General features: G+C 41.0%; 15 protein-coding genes. 14 read left to right on the plus strand and 1 reads right to left on the minus strand.

The window, feature by feature from the left end:
• Positions 1-111: 111 nt before the first annotated feature.
• The gene (locus ACZOVS_RS04820) at positions 112-822 is read left to right on the plus strand and encodes a peroxiredoxin (RefSeq protein ID WP_483996095.1); all 711 of its coding nucleotides are present in this window, start codon (positions 112-114) and stop codon (positions 820-822) included.
• Positions 823-1,015: 193 nt separating this feature from the next.
• Here ACZOVS_RS04820 and uvrA read toward each other — a convergent pair whose 3' ends face one another.
• Positions 1,016-3,817, minus strand: coding sequence for an excinuclease ABC subunit UvrA (uvrA, locus tag ACZOVS_RS04825; protein ID WP_483996096.1), 2,802 nt, complete (start codon positions 3,815-3,817; stop codon positions 1,016-1,018).
• A 192-nt stretch (positions 3,818-4,009) separates the two neighbouring features.
• Here uvrA and ACZOVS_RS04830 point away from each other — a divergent pair, with 192 nt between their 5' ends.
• The 13 genes from ACZOVS_RS04830 (at position 4,010) to ACZOVS_RS04890 (ending at position 17,998) form a co-directional block, all read left to right on the plus strand.
• The gene (locus ACZOVS_RS04830) at positions 4,010-4,597 is read left to right on the plus strand and encodes an RNA polymerase sigma factor (protein ID WP_483996097.1); all 588 of its coding nucleotides are present in this window, start codon (positions 4,010-4,012) and stop codon (positions 4,595-4,597) included.
• A 70-nt stretch (positions 4,598-4,667) separates the two neighbouring features.
• The gene (locus ACZOVS_RS04835; protein WP_483996098.1) at positions 4,668-4,868 is read left to right on the plus strand and encodes a hypothetical protein; all 201 of its coding nucleotides are present in this window, start codon (positions 4,668-4,670) and stop codon (positions 4,866-4,868) included.
• Positions 4,869-6,117: 1,249 nt separating this feature from the next.
• The gene (locus tag ACZOVS_RS04840; RefSeq protein WP_483996099.1) at positions 6,118-6,768 is read left to right on the plus strand and encodes a CoA transferase subunit A; all 651 of its coding nucleotides are present in this window, start codon (positions 6,118-6,120) and stop codon (positions 6,766-6,768) included.
• 8 nt (positions 6,769-6,776) lie between these two features.
• Positions 6,777-7,175, plus strand: coding sequence for a 3-aminobutyryl-CoA ammonia lyase (gene kal, locus ACZOVS_RS04845; RefSeq protein WP_483996100.1), 399 nt, complete (start codon positions 6,777-6,779; stop codon positions 7,173-7,175).
• A 1-nt stretch (position 7,176) separates the two neighbouring features.
• Positions 7,177-8,004: a 3-keto-5-aminohexanoate cleavage enzyme gene (kce, locus tag ACZOVS_RS04850; protein ID WP_483996101.1), complete on the plus strand. Its 828-nt coding sequence runs from the start codon at positions 7,177-7,179 to the stop codon at positions 8,002-8,004.
• A 51-nt stretch (positions 8,005-8,055) separates the two neighbouring features.
• Entirely contained in the window at positions 8,056-9,099 is a 1,044-nt protein-coding gene (gene kdd / locus ACZOVS_RS04855) for an L-erythro-3,5-diaminohexanoate dehydrogenase (protein WP_483996102.1), read from the plus strand.
• Positions 9,100-9,173: 74 nt separating this feature from the next.
• A complete protein-coding gene (gene kamA, locus ACZOVS_RS04860) occupies positions 9,174-10,466 on the plus strand; it encodes a lysine 2,3-aminomutase (protein WP_483996103.1) in 1,293 nt (430 codons plus the stop codon).
• 48 nt (positions 10,467-10,514) lie between these two features.
• On the plus strand, positions 10,515-11,528 hold the full coding sequence (gene kamB, locus ACZOVS_RS04865; protein ID WP_483996104.1) for a lysine 5,6-aminomutase reactivase subunit KamB: 1,014 nt from the start codon (positions 10,515-10,517) through the stop codon (positions 11,526-11,528).
• Positions 11,519-12,886: a MutS-related protein gene (locus ACZOVS_RS04870; RefSeq protein WP_483996105.1), complete on the plus strand. Its 1,368-nt coding sequence runs from the start codon at positions 11,519-11,521 to the stop codon at positions 12,884-12,886. Before kamB ends, ACZOVS_RS04870 begins: the two co-directional genes overlap by 10 nt.
• Before the next feature lie 2 nt (positions 12,887-12,888).
• Positions 12,889-14,442, plus strand: coding sequence for a lysine 5,6-aminomutase subunit alpha (gene kamD, locus ACZOVS_RS04875; protein WP_483996160.1), 1,554 nt, complete (start codon positions 12,889-12,891; stop codon positions 14,440-14,442).
• A 417-nt stretch (positions 14,443-14,859) separates the two neighbouring features.
• Positions 14,860-15,948, plus strand: coding sequence for a glycosyltransferase family 4 protein (locus tag ACZOVS_RS04880; RefSeq protein WP_483996106.1), 1,089 nt, complete (start codon positions 14,860-14,862; stop codon positions 15,946-15,948).
• 192 nt (positions 15,949-16,140) lie between these two features.
• Positions 16,141-16,890: a tyrosine-protein phosphatase gene (locus tag ACZOVS_RS04885; protein ID WP_483996107.1), complete on the plus strand. Its 750-nt coding sequence runs from the start codon at positions 16,141-16,143 to the stop codon at positions 16,888-16,890.
• Between the two features lie 55 nt (positions 16,891-16,945).
• Positions 16,946-17,998, plus strand: a complete 1,053-nt coding sequence (locus tag ACZOVS_RS04890) for an ion channel (RefSeq protein ID WP_483996108.1) — start codon at positions 16,946-16,948, stop codon at positions 17,996-17,998.
• Positions 17,999-18,005: the final 7 nt, after the last annotated feature.

Genomic DNA, 18,005 nt, shown 5'->3' on the forward strand with positions numbered 1-18,005 from the left:
ATCTATGGTTCTCTATGAATCTTGTACATCAAATTTACAAGAAAGATTTTAATTTAACTTTTGTTTTCAATCTTTAATCAATGATGATTGTTTCCTTTTAAAAACATGAATATGGAAACAAGAAACGAAAACACAATGCCAAGGATAGGAGATTATGCTCCTGATTTTACTGCTGTCACCACTCAGGGCAATATCTCATTCCCTGAAGATTTTAAGGGGAAATGGAAAATCTTATTCAGCCATCCTGCTGATTTCACACCTGTTTGTACTACGGAATTCATGACTTTCGGCAGTATGGCAAAGACTTTTGAAGAGCTTAACTGTCAACTTATCGGATTGTCGATAGACAGTCTGTACAGCCATATCGCCTGGCTCAGGACTATTAGAGAGAAGATAGAATTCAACGGCATGAGCGACATACAGGTGCAGTTCCCTGTCATAGTGGATATTGGAATGGATATAGCAAAAAAATATGGCATGATACATCCGGGCGAGACTGATACGGCGGCAGTGAGGACTGTATTTTTCATAGACCCGGAAGACAAGATACGCTGTATTATGTATTATCCCCTCGCTTTGGGACGCAATTTCGACGAGATAAAACGCGTGCTTATAGGACTGCAGACCATAGACCATTTCGGCGTTGCCCTGCCGGCAGACTGGCGCCCCGGCGACGATGTGATAGTCCCTACTGCCAATTCTTGCGGCATAGCACAGAAACGTATGGAAGGTCATGACAAAAATGTCCGCTGTCACGACTGGTTCTTGTGTACTAAAGAATTGCCGGTGGAAGAGATAGAACGTAAAATAGTAAAAAAATAATTGTTGCCGGCGTGTATTGTTCCGTTACTCGCCTTGTTAATTTATCTTGAAGATAATGAAATTCTTATGAAGCTGAAATAACTTCGGGATATGAATGGAATGAATAAACCTTTGAAAGATTGTCGTTTTTGATGATTTTTCAAAGGTTTTTCGCTATCTTGACAGTAGTAAATAAATGAGTTACAGGCAGTTGTTATCTGTTCATCACTCTTTTTAAAACCTCGGCAGTATAAGACTTGTCGCATCTCAAAAGTTCTTCCGGAGTGCCTTCGAATACGATGTTCCCTCCGAGGTCGCCTCCTTCCGGACCAAGGTCTATTATCCAGTCGGCTGACTTTATGACATCGGGGTCATGTTCCACGACAATGATGGAATGGCCGTTTTTTATCAGTGCGTCGAAGGCGGCAAGGAGTTTTTTGACGTCATGGAAATGAAGTCCTGTAGTAGGCTCATCGAAAATGAAAAGGGTAGGTTTCTCATTATAACCGTTTACGAGGAAAGATGCCAATTTGATACGTTGTGCCTCACCGCCGCTTAACGTCGATGAAGGCTGTCCCATCTTCAGATAACCTAACCCCACATCTTGCAGTGGCTTGAGTTTCATTGTTATCCTTTCCGTTATGTTGCTGAAGTCGTTGGGACGGGAAAAGAAATCCAGAGCCTCGTCAATGCTCATGTTAAGAATGTCGTTTATGTTTTTATTCATGAACTTCACCTCTAACGCCTCTTCCTTGTAACGTTGCCCGTGACAAACATCGCAAATGAGATAAACGTCTGCCATAAACTGCATCTCCACTTTCAGTTGTCCTTCACCCTCGCAATTGTCGCAACGTCCGCCGGGAACATTGAAAGAGAAATATCCTGCCTTATATCCACGCATTTTGGCAAGTTTCTGTTCGGCAAACAGCTGTCGTATGTCGTCAAAAGCCTTTATATATGTTACCGGATTGGAGCGCGACGACCTGCCTATAGGCATCTGGTTTATATATTCTACGGCTTTTAACTGATGGGTTGTCAATGTGATATTTTCAAAAACTCCGCTTCTGTCTATGGTGCCGTCCAAATATCTCTTCAGTTCAGGGTAAATGATGTTGTTAACCAATGATGACTTCCCGGAGCCGCTGACACCCGTTATCACTGTCATTATGCCGACAGGTATTTTTACTGTAATATCTTTGAGGTTATTCTCAGAGCAGTGTTTAAAAGAGATGTAATTGTTCCATTTCCTGCGTGTTGCAGGTGTTTGGATACTCATCTCGCCCGAGAGATATCTGGCAGTGAGACTTTTCCCTTCTTTCAGCATGGTGTTTATGTCGCCTTGAAATACGAGTTCTCCGCCGAAAACTCCGGCGTATGGGCCTATGTCGATTATCTCGTCTGCACTTCTTATTATATCTTCGTCATGTTCCACAACAATGACGGTATTGCCTATGTCGCGCAGATGTTTTAGTACTTTGATAAGTCGTTGTGTGTCACGGGAGTGAAGCCCTATACTCGGTTCATCGAGTATGTAAATGGACCCCACGAGGCTGCTCCCGAGCGAGGTGGCGAGGTTGATGCGCTGCGACTCACCGCCTGACAAGGTGGATGAGGTCCTGTTCAATGTGAGATACCCGAGACCTACGTCTATTAGAAAGTCAAGACGGTTGCGTATCTCAACGAGAAGACGTTCCGCCACGGAATGTTCTGTTTCAGATAACGTTAGATTGTCGAAAAAGTCTTTCAGTTTCTCCAACGGCATGGATACAAGTTCATTGATGTTTTTACCGCCTACTCTCACATATTGAGCGGCTTCTGTCAGTCGCATGCCTTTGCATTTCGGACATGTTGTCTTGCCTCTGTATCGAGACATCATCACTCTGTATTGTATCTTGTAAGTCTGAGACTCAACCTCTTTGAAGAAGTCATTAATGCCTTGGAAATAACTGCATCCGTTCCAAAGCAAGTCTTTCTGTTTTTCAGTAAGCTGATTGTAAGGAGTATGAATGGGGAAGTCGCATTTTCGAGCTTTCTTGATGATGGCATCGCGCCATGCACTCATTTTCTCGCCTCTCCAGCAGGCAACGGCATTGTCGTATAATGACAGACTTTTGTTTGGAATAACCAAATTCTCGTCTATGCCTATGATGGTGCCGAACCCTTCGCAGACACTGCATGCCCCGTAAGGACTGTTGAATGAAAACAGATGTACCGACGGTTGTTCGAATGTCATGCCGTCAGCTTCAAAACGTGAAGAAAAATAATGTTCGGAGAAACTTCCGTTATTATCCACAAGTATTATGCAGCTGTCTTTACCTTCGTAAAATGCTGTCTGCACCGAGTCGGAAATCTGTCCCACAAGCTCCTGTGTCTTGTCATTGACTTTCAGTCTGTCGATCAAGATTCTGATGTTGTCGGTGTTCTCTGTTATGTTTTCTTTGAGACAATCTTCGATACGTATAATTTTATTATTGACAATCAATCTGTTAAATCCTTGTTGCAATAATATCTCCAAATGTTCCTTCAATGTTCTGCCTTCAGGAAGGATAACAGGAGAGAGAATATATACCGCATTGTTGATTTGAGAGAAGATGAAATCCACCACGTCGCCGACCTGATGGCTTTTTACTTCCACACCTGATATGGGAGAGAAAGTATGACCCACCCTTGAAAAAAGCAGTTTCAAATACTCATAAATCTCTGTAGTAGTGCCAACTGTAGAACGAGGATTGGAAGAATTGGTGCGTTGTTCGATGGCAATGGCAGGAGACAGACCTGATATTCTGTCAACATCCGGTTTGCGCAGTCTGCCCATAAACTGTCGTGCGTAAGCACTGAGACTTTCGACATAACGACGCTGTCCTTCAGCATAAATGGTGTCGAAAGCTAAAGACGATTTTCCGGAACCCGATAAACCGGTGATAACGGTCAACTTGTTCTTCTGTATGTCTATGTCGATGTTTTTCAAGTTATTGACTCTTGCACCACGTATCTCTATCTTGTCTGATTTCTTCATCACTCTATACCTTCTCGAAAAAAATTTCACGAAAATACAAAAAAAACCTTGACATCATTAAAAAATGCATTAAATTTGCAGAAAATTAAATAGAAGAAGTCGTCGAATTGTTAAACAGTTAAAAAATAGGAGAGACATTATAGAATAGATTTTACCCTTTACATACGAAACCATTAAATAAAGGGAGGAAATATGTCTGAGATATTAAATGATAGACAGTTGGTTGAAAATTACCGTAAAGGTGATATTTCAAGTTTTGAAATTTTAATTGACCGTCATCAGAATAAAATTTATTCCTATGTCTTGATGCTTGTGAAGGATAAGCAACTTGCCGATGACATTTATCAGGACACCATACTTAAAATAATAAGAACAATAAAAGCCGGCTCTTATAAGGAGGAAGGCAAATTTATACAGTTTGCGATGCGTATATCGCATAATCTTGTCATTGATTATTTCCGCAAATCGAAACGTCTGCCTGTCGTTGAGGCTGTTAACAAGGAATACGACCTTATGGACAACGCCAAACTGGCGGACCCGTCTATAGAGGAAACCATAATTACGGAACAGATTTATGAAGATGTGCGTAAAATGATTGATTTTCTTCCGCCGGAACAAAAAGAGGTGTTGCACATGAGAATGTATTCCGAGATGTCTTTCAAGGATATAGCGGAGGCTACCAACGTGAGTATCAATACTGCTCTCGGAAGAATGCGCTATGCCTTGATTAATATGCGTAAAATGGTGAAAGAGAAAGATTTGGTGCTGACGATAAAATAATTTTGTATCGTCATACTAAATAAAACTCATAGCCGTTATATTTCCGTATTTGTTAACGAAAATATCGCCTATGAGTTTAAAAGTTACACATTTTTTACCATCACATTGTGATAATGACGTCTCTTTTGAGGCACGCATTAAAGATTCGGTACGCGCATTTTGTAGTGATGCTAAACCAAGTGAGAAAGTCAGAATTGCCATATTGCAATATGCGGCATCTTATGAATGTCTCGATACCAAGATCGGAAATGTGGATGTTATTTTAAATTAAACTTACAATCGTAATCATAAAAACGCGGGTCTGATATTCAAACTCGCGTTTTTTGCTGAAATTTCTTTTCTTCTTGAAATACAGCATCATCGATGATGCTCATAAATCACTGTAAAAGAAATGAATAGAACGGTTTTTATAATGATTGATTTTTTATTTTCCTGAAACTATGTATAAAATGAATTGTACTTCCGATTATAAAGACAATGTATATCGCTATCAATATTATGCTCGATTCCCCCTCAATCCATTTGTCGTAAATGTTTTTACCGAAAAGTATTGCCAAAATGGTACAGACAATGGCACTTATTATGTATATTGTCATATTCCTTTTGTATGAATTTTTTGAAGGTATATCGCCTTCCTCTGTGTAGTGTGACACTACAAGTTGCAATCCGAACACAAGAATAGTTAAAATCATTATTGTCAACATAACCTGACAAGTTTTAAATTTGTGACAAAGATAAGTTGAATTTTATGAAAAGTCAAGAAAAAATAACAGTTTTTTTAAAAAAAGTTGACAACATGTTCTGAAAATCATTAATGTTGAAAGAAAGTATATGTTTTAATCATTTCGGAATTGTATAATTATTAAGATTTTAAATTTTTTTATGTTGTTTTTAATATTATGATTTGAAAAGAATTTATGTCAATGATGTTTTTTTATCAGGTAAGAATTGAAATAAAAATAATACACTGCGGTTGAAATGTAATAAGATTGTGATTCTGTTCAATATAGATATTTGAAAACTCATTGACTTAATAGTCGATGTTTTTAAGTGAAAATCGTTGATCGTACTTGATTTTGCGATAATTGTTTTCGAAGAAAAGATTTGTAATATGTTGAGATGATTATATCCGTTTGTTATCGAGTTAAAAGTGAATTTTATATTCAATTATGATTGATGATTTCATGAAATTTAAAAGGAAAAGATGATTTTGTTTTTTTTGTATATTAAATCAATGATTTTTTATTGTATTTTGACATTAAAATATGAACAATATGGAATGCTTCTGATTTAAGGATTTTTGTATGGTCATGATAAGTTTCTAATCATTGATGAGAAATGGATTTTTTATTGCAAGGGCATTGCATGAATGCCGGAAAAGATTAGGTTTGCAATCTGAAACACAAATTAAACGAAAAACATTAAATATTAATAAATAAAAAGTGAAACTCTAAAGAATTTTTACTAAATTTGCAGTCTTAAACTTAGGTTAAGTAATAAAATTTAAAATATAAACAGCTATGAATAAGCAGATTACATTAGAAGAAGCCATTTCGAGAGTCCATGATGGAATGACAATTATGTTTGGTGGATTCCTTGGTGTTGGCAGTGCAGTTCAAATCATAGACGCTTTGGTGGAAAAAGGCGTAAAAGATTTAACCATCATTTCAAATGATACGGCGTATGATAATGTCGCACATGGTAAACTTGTTGCTAATCATCAGGTTAAGAAAGCCATAGTGTCTCATACGGGAACCAACAAGGAGACAGCGGCACAGAAGAATGCAGGCACTTTGGAAGTGGAATATGTGCCTCAGGGGACATTGGCAGAGCGTATCAGAGCTTACGGCGCCGGTTTGGGTGGAGTTCTGACACCTACAGGTCTTGGTACTGTCATAGCCGAAGGAAAAGAGATTATCAATGTGGATGGTAAAGACTATCTGTTGGAGAAACCTCTTAAAGCAGACATAGCTTTCCTGAGAGCGAACATAGTGGACGAAGAGGGTAATATGGTGTTCATAGGAACGACACAGAACTTCAACCCTCTGATGGCAATGGCAGCCGACTATGTGATAGTTGAGGCGGAGAAGTTGGTCAAAACGGGAGAGATAGCTCCTGAACATGTTCATGTGTCGGGAATTTTCGTGAATGGTATTTATGTAGAGAAATAATTATGGAAATGGAAAAGAAGTATAAATCGATGATCAGAGTCCGTATGAGTGCCAAAGATGCTCATTACGGAGGTAATCTGGTAGATGGTGCTCACATGTTGCATCTTTTTGGCGATGTGGCTACCGAGTTGTTGATAATGCGTGACGGCGACGAGGGTCTCTTCAGAGCATACGACAACGTGGAGTTTTTGGCCCCTGTTTATGCCGGCGACTATATAGAGGCTGTCGGTGAGATAGTGTCGGAAGGCAATACTTCGCGTAAGATGGTCTTCGAGGCAAGAAAAGTCATCATGCCGCGTCCCGACATCTCCGATTCGGCTGCCGATGTACTTGCAGAACCTGTGGTGGTGTGCAGGGCATCGGGAACATGTGTTACATTAAAAGAATGTCAAAGAAATAACAAGTAATATGGATAAACTTATCATAACAGCAGCAATATGCGGTGCTGAAGTAACAAAAGAACAGAATCCGGCGGTGCCCTATACAGTGGAAGAGATAGTGCGTGAGGCGAAATCGGCAGTGGATGCAGGTGCTGCAATAGTACATCTTCATGTACGTGAAGACGATGGCACTCCTACACAGAGCAAGGCCCGTTTCAAAGAGTGTATTGACGCCATATACAAGGCATGTCCCGAGGTCATTCTCATTCCTTCTACAGGAGGCGCAGTGGGAATGTCGGCTGAAGAGAGACTGCAGCCTACGGAGTTGTTCCCGGAGATGGCAACGCTCGACAGCGGCACATGTAATTTCGGCGACGAAATCTTCGACAACACCATGCCGATGATGAGAGCCTTTGGCAAACGTATGATGGAGAATAACATAAAACCGGAATACGAGTGCTTCGAGATGGGTCATCTCGATACGGTACTTACCATGGTACGTAAAGGCGAGGTGCCCGGCAATCCGCTGCAATTCAACTTCGTACTCGGTGTTCCCGGCTGTACTCCGGCTACAGTGCCTAATCTGTGCTGGCTCGTGAATGCCATACCGGCAGGCTCTACCTGGACAGTGACGGGCATAGGTCGTCATGCTTTCCCTATGGCAGCGGCAGCAATAGCAATGGGCGGAAATGTAAGAGTTGGCTTCGAAGATAACCTGTACCTCTCCAAAGGTGTACTCGCTAAATCAAACGGCGAACTCGTGGCTAAAGTAGTCCGTATCGCCAATGAACTCGGTCGTCCGGTGGCTACCTCGGAAGAGGCTCGCGCAATATTGGGACTTAAACCAAGAAAATAATTGAATATTAAATAATTAAAATTATCTAACAACAAAATTAAATTAAGTTTTATGCAAAAACATGGTAATAAATACGGTATACACCGTGTAATTGAGCCGAAAGGCGTTCTCCCACAACCGGCTAACAAGATTGATAACAACATGGATGAAATCTACGATAACGAGATTTTAATCGATGTCAAGACTTTGAATATAGACTCAGCTTCATTTACAGATATTTCCAACAGAGCTAACCACGATCCGGAACAAATCAAGAAGATAATGTTAGAAATCGTTGAGAAACAGGGTAAACACCGCAACCCATGGACAGGTTCAGGTGGTATGTTGCTTGGTACAGTTGAGAAAATAGGAGATGCCTTGAAGGGAAAGATCGACCTTAAGGAAGGTGATAAAATAGCTACCCTGGTATCATTGTCATTGACACCTCTTCGCATCGATGAAATTCTTGAAATACGTCCTGATGTCGATCAGGTTGACATAAAAGGTAAAGCCATACTTTTCGAAAGCGGCATTTACGCCAAGATACCGACCGATATGCCTGAGAAACTCGCATTGTCGGCTCTCGACGTAGCCGGAGCTCCTGCACAGACAGCTAAACTTTGCAAACCCGGTGACACAGTGTTTATCATTGGCGCAGGTGGCAAGTCAGGCATGCTATGCTGCTATGAGGCAAAGAAACGTGTCGGCGTGACAGGTAAGGTCATTGGAATGTGCCACAGCCCTAAGTCAACAGAGCGTTTGATAAAACTCGGCTTCTGCGACCATGTGTTCTCGGGCGATGCTACAAACCCGGTTGAGACTATGCAAATCGTAAGCGATTTGACAAACGGCAAGATGGCTGATATCACCATCAACAATGTTAACATACCGGATACTGAGATGACATCGGTGTTGTGTACGAGAGAAAATGGTACTGTGTATTTCTTCTCTATGGCTACAAGCTTCACCAAGGCAGCCCTCGGTGCTGAAGGCGTTGGTGCCGACGTCAATATGATTATAGGTAATGGCTATACTAAAGGCCATGCCGAGATTACATTGCAGGAGTTGCGCGAGAACGCTGAACTCCGTAAGGTGTTTGAAGAACTATATGCTTAAATGATTTGAAATGATGATGTGGATTTGTGCAGAGATGTATGAGTCCACATCTTTAATTATGGAGTATTAATATTATGGCAGAATCAAGAAGAAAACAATTGTTCCCCGAAGTGACAGACGAACAGTGGAACGATTGGAAATGGCAGGTTAAGAATCGTATCGAGACATTGGACGAGTTGAAAAAATATATCAAACTCACTCCTGAGGAAGAGGACGGCGTGCGTAATGCTTTGACAACACTGCGTATGGCAATAACACCTTATTATTTGAGTCTGATAAATCCTGACGACCCTCATGACCCGGTGCGTCGTCAATGTATTCCTACAGCTGCTGAGACACATATATCACGTGCCGATTTGTTGGACCCGTTGCATGAAGATGAGGATTCTCCTGTACCCGGACTGACACACCGTTATCCGGACAGAGTGCTGTTCCTTATCACCGACATGTGTTCCATGTACTGCCGTCACTGTACCCGTCGCCGTTTTGCCGGACAGAAAGATGACGAGTCTCCTGCCGACAGAATAGAGAAAGCTATAGAATATATAGAGAAGACTGAAGAGGTGCGCGACGTGCTGTTGTCTGGCGGTGATGCTCTTATGGTCAGCGACAAGAAATTGGAATATATCATCTCACGTCTTCGCGCCATACCACATGTCGAGATAGTGCGTCTTGGGACACGTACTCCCGTGGTGTGCCCTCAACGTATCACTCCTGAACTCTGTGAGATGCTGAAGAAATATCATCCTATTTGGTTGAATACACACTTCAATCATCCTAACGAGGTGACTCCGGAGGCTGTCAGGGCTTGCGAGATGCTCGCCAATGCCGGCGTGCCGCTCGGAAACCAAAGCGTGTTGCTCCGTGATGTCAACGACTGTGTCCATGTGATGAAACATCTTGTTCATCTTTTGGTTAAGATGCGTGTCAGACCTTATTACATTTATCAATGCGACCTCTCGATGGGGCTGGAACATTTCCGTACTCCTGTCTCAAAGGGCATTGAGATAATAGAAGGTCTCAGAGGTCATACTTCAGGCTATGCCGTACCTACTTTCGTTATTGACGCTCCCGGTGGCGGCGGCAAGACTCCCGTTATGCCTCAGTATGTCATATCACAGGCTCCCGGCAAAGTGGTGTTGCGTAACTTCGAAGGCGTTATCACTACATATACAGAACCTGCTGAATATCACAACGACTGCCATTGTGCCGAATGTGAGAAACGCAGAATGGCGGAGATGGCTGTCCGTGAAGAAACAGACAAGGATAAACCGGTGGATGGTGTTATTTCTTTGCTCGAAGGCGAGAAGATGAACATTGAACCGGCTCATCTTAACCGTCATGAACGCCAAAAGAAACTGAAATGACAAGTGTTGTCAATAGTCGTTTGACAATTGACAGTTAATGATATTGCTATGCCTTTCATTGATGAACTGATGAAATACAGCAGTTGTTCCATTGTCGGTATGGAAAAAAATACCGGCAAAACGGAGTGTCTCAATTATGTGATGAGAAGATTGCCGTTAGACATAATAAAAGTCGCTGTCAGTTCTATTGGCATAGACGGAGAGACTACCGACCAGGTGACTCATACGGCAAAACCGGAGATAATGTTGAGAGAGGGCATGTATTTTGCTACAAGCGAGAAACATTATCTCATGAGAAAGGTGTTGTCGGAATTGCTTGAAGTCGGCAACGAGAGTACATCATTGGGTTACGTGGTGACAGCAAAGGCATTGTCAAATGGTAAGGTGCTCCTGTCCGGACCCTCATCGGGCAGTGGATTGAAGAGATGGATGGACTCTATGAAAAAATATGATGTTGACTTGATTATCGTGGATGGGGCATTGTCACGCATGAGCCTTGCTTCACCTGCGATAAGCGAGTCTATGATATTGTCAACCGGCGCTGCCTTGTCTGCCAATATCATGAATCTCGTTCAAAAAACCGCTTTCATGGTGGAAATGATAAATCTCGACAGGACATCGGATGATAACGTCTTGAGATTTAATGATATTATAACAGGAGTCTGGGCTGTTGACGATGAAGGAAGACTGAGAGATATGCATGCAGCATCTTCATTGTCTCCTGAATTTGATATTGGTGACATGCAGCATTGCAGGACATTGTTCGTGACCGGCGCATTGACAGATGCTTTTTTGAATCGACTGCGCCGGAATAAGGTGTTTAAAGGGGTTGAACTCGTTGTCAGAGATTTTACAAAGATATTTATATCTCCTTTGACTTACAGGATGTTCACCGGTGGCGGCAACAGATTATGCGTAATGCAAAAAAGTAAACTTATTGCTGTGACAGTGAATCCTACCTCACCTAACGGCATTGTCCTTGACTCGGAGAAATTGTGTGACAAGTTGTCGGAAGCCATTAACCTTCCGGTATATGATTTAAAGAAAAATTTATGCAACTGAGACAATTGACTGATATACCTTGCGGTTTGCGCTTCATGATAGATGACTTGGAGATACATTCGGGTTATGCAAGACGTCTTTTGCTCGATTCGGAGATGTGTAAGGACAGAAATGTTCTTGAACATGAATATTCTGTATTGTCAGCGTTTTATGATGCGGTGTCGTCTTCTGAAAACAGAATATCTGTTGACACTTTGATGTTTAAATTGTGTAATCTAAAAGACCTCGCCGGCACTTTCCGCAGCCTCAGAAATAAAAGCGTCTTGAATGAGATAGAACTTTTCGAGGTGAAATATCTTGCCATCTTGTCTGCCGAGATAAAATCTGTTATGCGAGAGTTGCATTTGGATGAATATGTGCATATTCCCGACCTCGCCGAGGTGGTGAGTCTGCTGGACCCTGATGGACTTCGTATTGCATCATTTTATATTTACGATTCCTACTCCGACAGACTGAAATATTTGAGAGGGATAATGAAAAACAGCGAGACTGTCGATGAAGATGTTTTCAATGAGATAGCTGAGATAGAAGATGAGATAAGAGGACATTTGTCGGCTTCGTTGCAGCAATATGCAGACGCTTTGCATGATGCACAGAAAGCTCTTGCAATTATAGACTTGAATATCGCAAAAGCAAGACAGATGACAAAAATGGGTTTGTGTTTTCCTTCTGTTGAAGATGATAAAACATGGTATGAGGGAATGTTTAACCCGGAGGTGAAGGCTATATTGAATAAAAACAATAAAGATTATCAGGCAGTTGATATATGTTTAGGCAAGATGCCTACTATAATAACGGGTGCCAACATGGGTGGGAAAACTGTAGTGATAAAGACTTTGGCTTTATGTCAGTTCTTGTTTCAGTTTGCCATGGGCATACCGTCAAAGAGAGCCGGTATAATGTTACAAAATGATGTTTTTTGTTGCTTTACCGATGAACAGTCTGTAGAAAAGGGCTTGTCGTCGTTTGCAGCAGAGATGCATAATATTGACGCTATTATAAAGGCTTCGAGAAAAGAATCACGTTTCCTCGCTCTTGTAGATGAACCTGCAAGGACCACAAATCCGACAGAAGGTACCGCCCTGGTGTCGGCTTTGGTGAAACTGTTGCAGGACAAGGATTTGAGCCTTGTGATAGTGACACATTACAATATAAAGACATTCAACAGCAGATGTCTCAGAGTGACAGGTTTCGAGAATGGCAAGATGAATTACAGTCTTGTGGAGGCAAAGGAAGGTGACGTGCCTCATGAGGCATTGAATATTGCGGAAGCACTCGGAGTGGATGAAGAATGGATAGCTGATGCCAAGATGCTTCTTGATGATGAATATAATGGAAATACAATAAATAAAATATGAATATGAATAGTAAGATAGGATTAGATTTCGAGAAAGTAGCACATGCGCGTCAACTTGCAAAGAATATTGCCGTTCAGGTGCAGGGTTTTGTTGACCAATATACGACAGTGGCGGTGGAACGTACTCTATGCCGTCTCATGGGTATCGACGGCGTTGATGACAATCAGGTGCCGCTGCCCAATGTTGTGGTTGAATATCTGAAAGACAAAGGCGTGCTCGCTGAAGGCGTGCTGTTTTTCATTGCCAATGCCATGATACAGACGGGCTTGAAACCACAACAGATAGCTGAACAGATGGCGTTGGGAAAATTGGATATTACCAAGGTGGTGACGAGAGATGCCAAAGAGATCGCTGCCGTGCTCCAGCCGGTGGTGGATGAGAATATCAACCGCATCAGAACTCGCAGAGAACGTCGGGAACATTATCTCAACACCATAGGTGAGGGACCGAAACCTTATCTGTATATCATCGTCGCTACAGGCAATATTTACGAAGATGTCATTCAGGCACAGGCCGGCGCAAGACAGGGCGCCGATGTCATCGCCGTCATCAGGACTACGGGACAGAGCCTCCTGGATTATGTGCCTTACGGCGCCACTACTGAAGGCTTCGGCGGCACCTTCGCCACTCAGGAGAACTTCCGTATCATGCGTAAGGCTTTGGATGAGGTGGGCGAGGAACTCGGCCGTTATATCAGACTGTGTAACTATTGCTCCGGACTTTGTATGCCGGAGATTGCCATAATGGGCGCTTTTGAAGGTCTCGACGTTATGTTGAACGATGCTTTGTACGGCATACTGTTCAGAGACATCAACATGCAGCGTACCCTCATCGACCAGTATATGTCTCGTATTATAAACGGTTTTGCCGGCGTCATCATCAACACGGGAGAAGACAACTATCTTACTACCGCTGATGCAGTGGAAGCGGCTCATACCGTTTTGGCTTCTGACCTTATCAACGAACAACTTGCATTGATAGCCGGTTTGAAAGAGGAACAGATGGGGCTGGGGCATGCTTTCGAGATGGACCCCATGCTCGAAAACGGCTTCCTCTATGAATTGGCTCAGGCTCAGATGACAAGAGAGATATTCCCTAAGGCTACCTTGAAATATATGCCTCCTACCAAGTTTATGACAGGTAACATCTTCCGCGGTCATATTCAGGACGCCTTGTTCAATATGATTGGTATCTGGACACATCAGGGTATCCAGCTCCTCGGCATGCCGACAGAGGCAATCCATACGCCTTTTATGAGCGACCGTTATCTGTCTATTGAAAATGCCAAATACATATTCAACAATATGCGCAGCATAGGCGATGAGATGGAGTTTAAAGAAAACGGCATCTGTCGCAACAGGGCAAAACTCGTTTTGGACAATACTATAACATTGCTCGAGGAGATAAACAAAGAAGGGTTGTTTACAGCACTCGAAAAAGGCATTTTCGGTGATGTCAAACGTCCTAAAAATGGTGGTAAAGGCCTCGAAGGCGTGACAGCTAAGGGCGAGAATTATTATAATCCGTTTGTGGAACTGATGAAAGGAAAAAGATAATTTTTTCGATGAATTTGTAACTGTCCCCTCCTGTGAAGACATGTTCCAACAGGAGGGGATTTTGTTTTTTCAATTATCAATGTTCTATAAATTTTTTTGCCTCTCTTTGAATAATATCTAAAAATATGATTTTATGTCTGAAAAACAGATGTATTGTCATGTTTTTTTTTATTGATAATCAATTATTTATAGTATTTACAATGATTGTATTCATACACGTAGAGACGTCATAGCATGGCGTCTCTGCAATATGTTGATAAGATGGCACTGGTGGGTTAAATAATGATTTTACATATAACGGTTTTTATCGGTCACCAATGTATTAAAAACTCATCTCTTATTGCTTTGCTTCTATTGTGTTTGCTGAACATTTTATCACATGTTTTTGTTAATATGTCTGAAAAATGATTCAGAATTATGCGCGTTGTTTATCTTCTTGGCAAAGACAATAATCCTGATGTAATAAATATGACCTTGGAGATCGTCAGAAAGACTGAAAAATCCGTATTTGACATTGTGGGCGTTTTTGCTGCCAAACCACTGTCGGATGCTGAAACTGACATGCCGTTAAATAAATCAGAATTGTGCTGTTATAATCCTTTTGAACTTGTGCGCTTCAGGTCTTTTCTTGTAAAAAATAAAGTCAATATCATTCATGTACAGCATATTACTGATGTTATCTTCGCTAAATTGGCATCATGGCGTCTGCCGGTGAAAACTGTTTTGACACTTCAGGATAAAGCATTGGATGTCAATGGTGTTTTTAAGTTGATGGTTCCTTGTTTATTACGTCGTTCAGATGCTCTTCTCTTCATTTTGGATACACAAAGAAAGAATGTCATGTCAAGATATGGCATTTATCAAAAGAAAAACTTTCTTGTTTCCAATTGTCTGTTTCCACGCAAAGTCGATACTGTCGAAGAAAAGTCATTGAGAGATAAACTTTTTCTTCCATCGGATTGTTATCTCATCGGCACTGTGGGTGATTTTACAGCCGAGAGAGATTTTCTCTTTGTCTGCAAAATGGTCAGACAACTTTGGAAGAAAGGTCGTGACTTCCATTGTGTTATTGCAGGTAGAAGAAACAAGGATATTTCTGGTCTTTATAATGAATGCGTTTCTTATTGTCTTAAAAAGTGTATTTTGGATTATGTTACATTGATTAACACGGGAGATTATGACGGTGTCATGAAACAGTTTGATGTTTTCGTATATGTCGTAAAGTCTGATAATGTCGGTTTTGACATGATAAAGGCTATGTCATTGGGTGTTCCCGTTGTCGTAAACGATACAGAAGTTACAAGGGAATTGTCTCATAACGGGAAATATGCATATCTGTATAAAACCGACGATGTAAATGATTTTGCAGAAAAAACTAATGCCGTCATGCGTAACGAAAATTCCCGTCTCATTGCCGAAGTGGTGAAAAATGAGGTGAACGTGCAGTATAACGCTTCTTCGTATATAACGAAAATGAAAAATGTTTATGAAGATATCGTTAATTGACAAAATATTCTTGTCGTTTTGACTTGTCATGTCAAAAGTAATCTGTTGAAGATAAAATTGTTGGATTTTATTATTTGATTTATGATTATTTTTTATGATAGGATGTGAATATCGTGCTCGTATTTCATTCTACCGTAACATGTTATAGATAAAATGTTGTAAAATATGTTTTAAAGTCCTGTATATCATAAGATGAAAAATGTTTTTGTCATAGATAAGGTGATAAAAAAGAAATTACCTGAGGGTTTGTTCGACGGGACAAGTGATATACATGCACATATAATGCCATGTATAGATGATGGAGTACAGTCGATGTGCGAGACTGTGGATGTGATAAGACGTTTTGAAGCTGTCGGCATCAAAAGAATGATAATGACGCCGCATTTTACAGTAGGGTACAGTCATAACAGAAAACCGGCAGTGACAGCGGAGTTTTTCCATCTTAACAGGACGATAATGCAGACAAAAACTAAAATGAAACTTGACGTGGCTGCAGAGTATGTAATAGATGACGGTTTTATGTCTCATAAAAACGACGGCTTCATGACACTTGGAAAATCCAACTACGTGTTGATGGAAACTTCTGTGAAGACACCGGAGAGCTTTTTCCATGATGGACTGATGCAGGTCTGTTCCGATGGAAAGATTCCTGTACTCGCTCATCCTGAGTTTCATAAATTTAACGATGTGGATCTGTTCTTGCTACATCTAAAAACAGGCTGTCTGTTTCAATTGAATATACTTTCATTATCAGGTTATTATGGTTTGTCGGTGAAGAAAAAGGCATTGCACCTGCTTGATAATGATATTTATACTTTTGTGGCATCCGATATACATAATCTCAAAGTTTTCCTGAATTGGATATCTCGCATTAGACTTAATACTGAACAGATAGACCGGTTACGCATATTGCTTGAGAATAACAACACTGTTTTTAAATAAAATGCTGTTTTTGTCAAACTGCATGAATCGATTTTTGTTATTCATAAAAAATGTTATGAAGTTTATTTATCTTATTTTTTCTGTTTTATTGGCAAGTAATTTGCAGGCGGATGCCAAAGAAGACAATTTGGTTTTCGGTATAGATGAAGACCCTCCTTTCGTGATTGTAGATGACGGTGTCGCAAAAGGATTGTCATTGGAGTTGTGGGATGCTGTTGCCGATTCATTATCAATAAAATATACAGTAGTAATGAAAGACAATGGAGAACATGATATAGCTTTGCGCAAAATGAATCTTGCTGTTGCTCCTTTGGTTGCGATGTCTGATACATGGAATGATGACTTCTCGTCCGAGCCTTTTTATATATCTGCCATGGCTGTCGCCACTGTCAAAAAGACTGTTTCTCCATGGGTCGCCTTTTTCGAGAATCTTTTTTCTGTCAATTTCCTGAAAATGATAGTTTTTCTTGTTGTATTGAATATGGTGGTCGGTTTTCTTGTATGGATTGTTGAGAGAAAGATCAACAATGAGTTTCCTGCCAAGTTCAAAGGTATAGGTGACGGTCTTTGGTGGTCGTGGGTCACCATGACTACCGTAGGTTATGGCGACAAGGTGCCGGCAACAGGCTCCGGTCGCATGATTGCCGCAGTATGGATGCTTGCCTCGGTTCTCGTGGTGAGCGGTTTTACCGCAGCAGCGTCATCTGAACTCACAGCAAGAAAGATTTACAACAATGTCAATAGTTTCGCTGATTTGCATAAAATGAAAGTCGGTTGCCTGAAAGACAGCAATACAAGTCTTTATCTTAATCATAAGGGAATAAAGACTGTCGAGTTTCAGGATGTTGGAGATGGAGTGGGATATCTTCTGAAAGGATATATAGATGCTTTCGTCGATGAGAATGCTTCGTTGGCATATTTTTTGGCAAAGCAGGATGCCAGTGATGTGGCGTCTTTGATGATTACGGACTTGCCTAATAACAGGGAATATTATTGTTTTACATCTCCCAATCCTTTGCTGATACAAAAAATCAATCCGTATTTACTTGCAATTGTCGAGTCGCCGCAATGGTTTACGATGTTGAAGAAATACGGATTGAACGAGTAAAAAAATT

The organism is Candidatus Limimorpha avicola, assembly GCF_056978975.1.

What these genes read in the sequence shown, in the direction of transcription:
- ACZOVS_RS04820 (WP_483996095.1), top strand. Translation starts at nt 112, where the DNA reads ATGGAAACAAGAAACGAAAACACAATGCCAAGGATAGGAGATTATGCT.
- uvrA (WP_483996096.1), bottom strand. Translation starts at nt 3,817, where the DNA reads ATGAAGAAATCAGACAAGATAGAGATACGTGGTGCAAGAGTCAATAAC.
- ACZOVS_RS04830 (WP_483996097.1), top strand. Translation starts at nt 4,010, where the DNA reads ATGTCTGAGATATTAAATGATAGACAGTTGGTTGAAAATTACCGTAAA.
- ACZOVS_RS04835 (WP_483996098.1), top strand. Translation starts at nt 4,668, where the DNA reads ATGAGTTTAAAAGTTACACATTTTTTACCATCACATTGTGATAATGAC.
- ACZOVS_RS04840 (WP_483996099.1), top strand. Translation starts at nt 6,118, where the DNA reads ATGAATAAGCAGATTACATTAGAAGAAGCCATTTCGAGAGTCCATGAT.
- kal (WP_483996100.1), top strand. Translation starts at nt 6,777, where the DNA reads ATGGAAAAGAAGTATAAATCGATGATCAGAGTCCGTATGAGTGCCAAA.
- kce (WP_483996101.1), top strand. Translation starts at nt 7,177, where the DNA reads ATGGATAAACTTATCATAACAGCAGCAATATGCGGTGCTGAAGTAACA.
- kdd (WP_483996102.1), top strand. Translation starts at nt 8,056, where the DNA reads ATGCAAAAACATGGTAATAAATACGGTATACACCGTGTAATTGAGCCG.
- kamA (WP_483996103.1), top strand. Translation starts at nt 9,174, where the DNA reads ATGGCAGAATCAAGAAGAAAACAATTGTTCCCCGAAGTGACAGACGAA.
- kamB (WP_483996104.1), top strand. Translation starts at nt 10,515, where the DNA reads ATGCCTTTCATTGATGAACTGATGAAATACAGCAGTTGTTCCATTGTC.
- ACZOVS_RS04870 (WP_483996105.1), top strand. Translation starts at nt 11,519, where the DNA reads ATGCAACTGAGACAATTGACTGATATACCTTGCGGTTTGCGCTTCATG.
- kamD (WP_483996160.1), top strand. Translation starts at nt 12,889, where the DNA reads ATGAATAGTAAGATAGGATTAGATTTCGAGAAAGTAGCACATGCGCGT.
- ACZOVS_RS04880 (WP_483996106.1), top strand. Translation starts at nt 14,860, where the DNA reads ATGCGCGTTGTTTATCTTCTTGGCAAAGACAATAATCCTGATGTAATA.
- ACZOVS_RS04885 (WP_483996107.1), top strand. Translation starts at nt 16,141, where the DNA reads ATGAAAAATGTTTTTGTCATAGATAAGGTGATAAAAAAGAAATTACCT.
- ACZOVS_RS04890 (WP_483996108.1), top strand. Translation starts at nt 16,946, where the DNA reads ATGAAGTTTATTTATCTTATTTTTTCTGTTTTATTGGCAAGTAATTTG.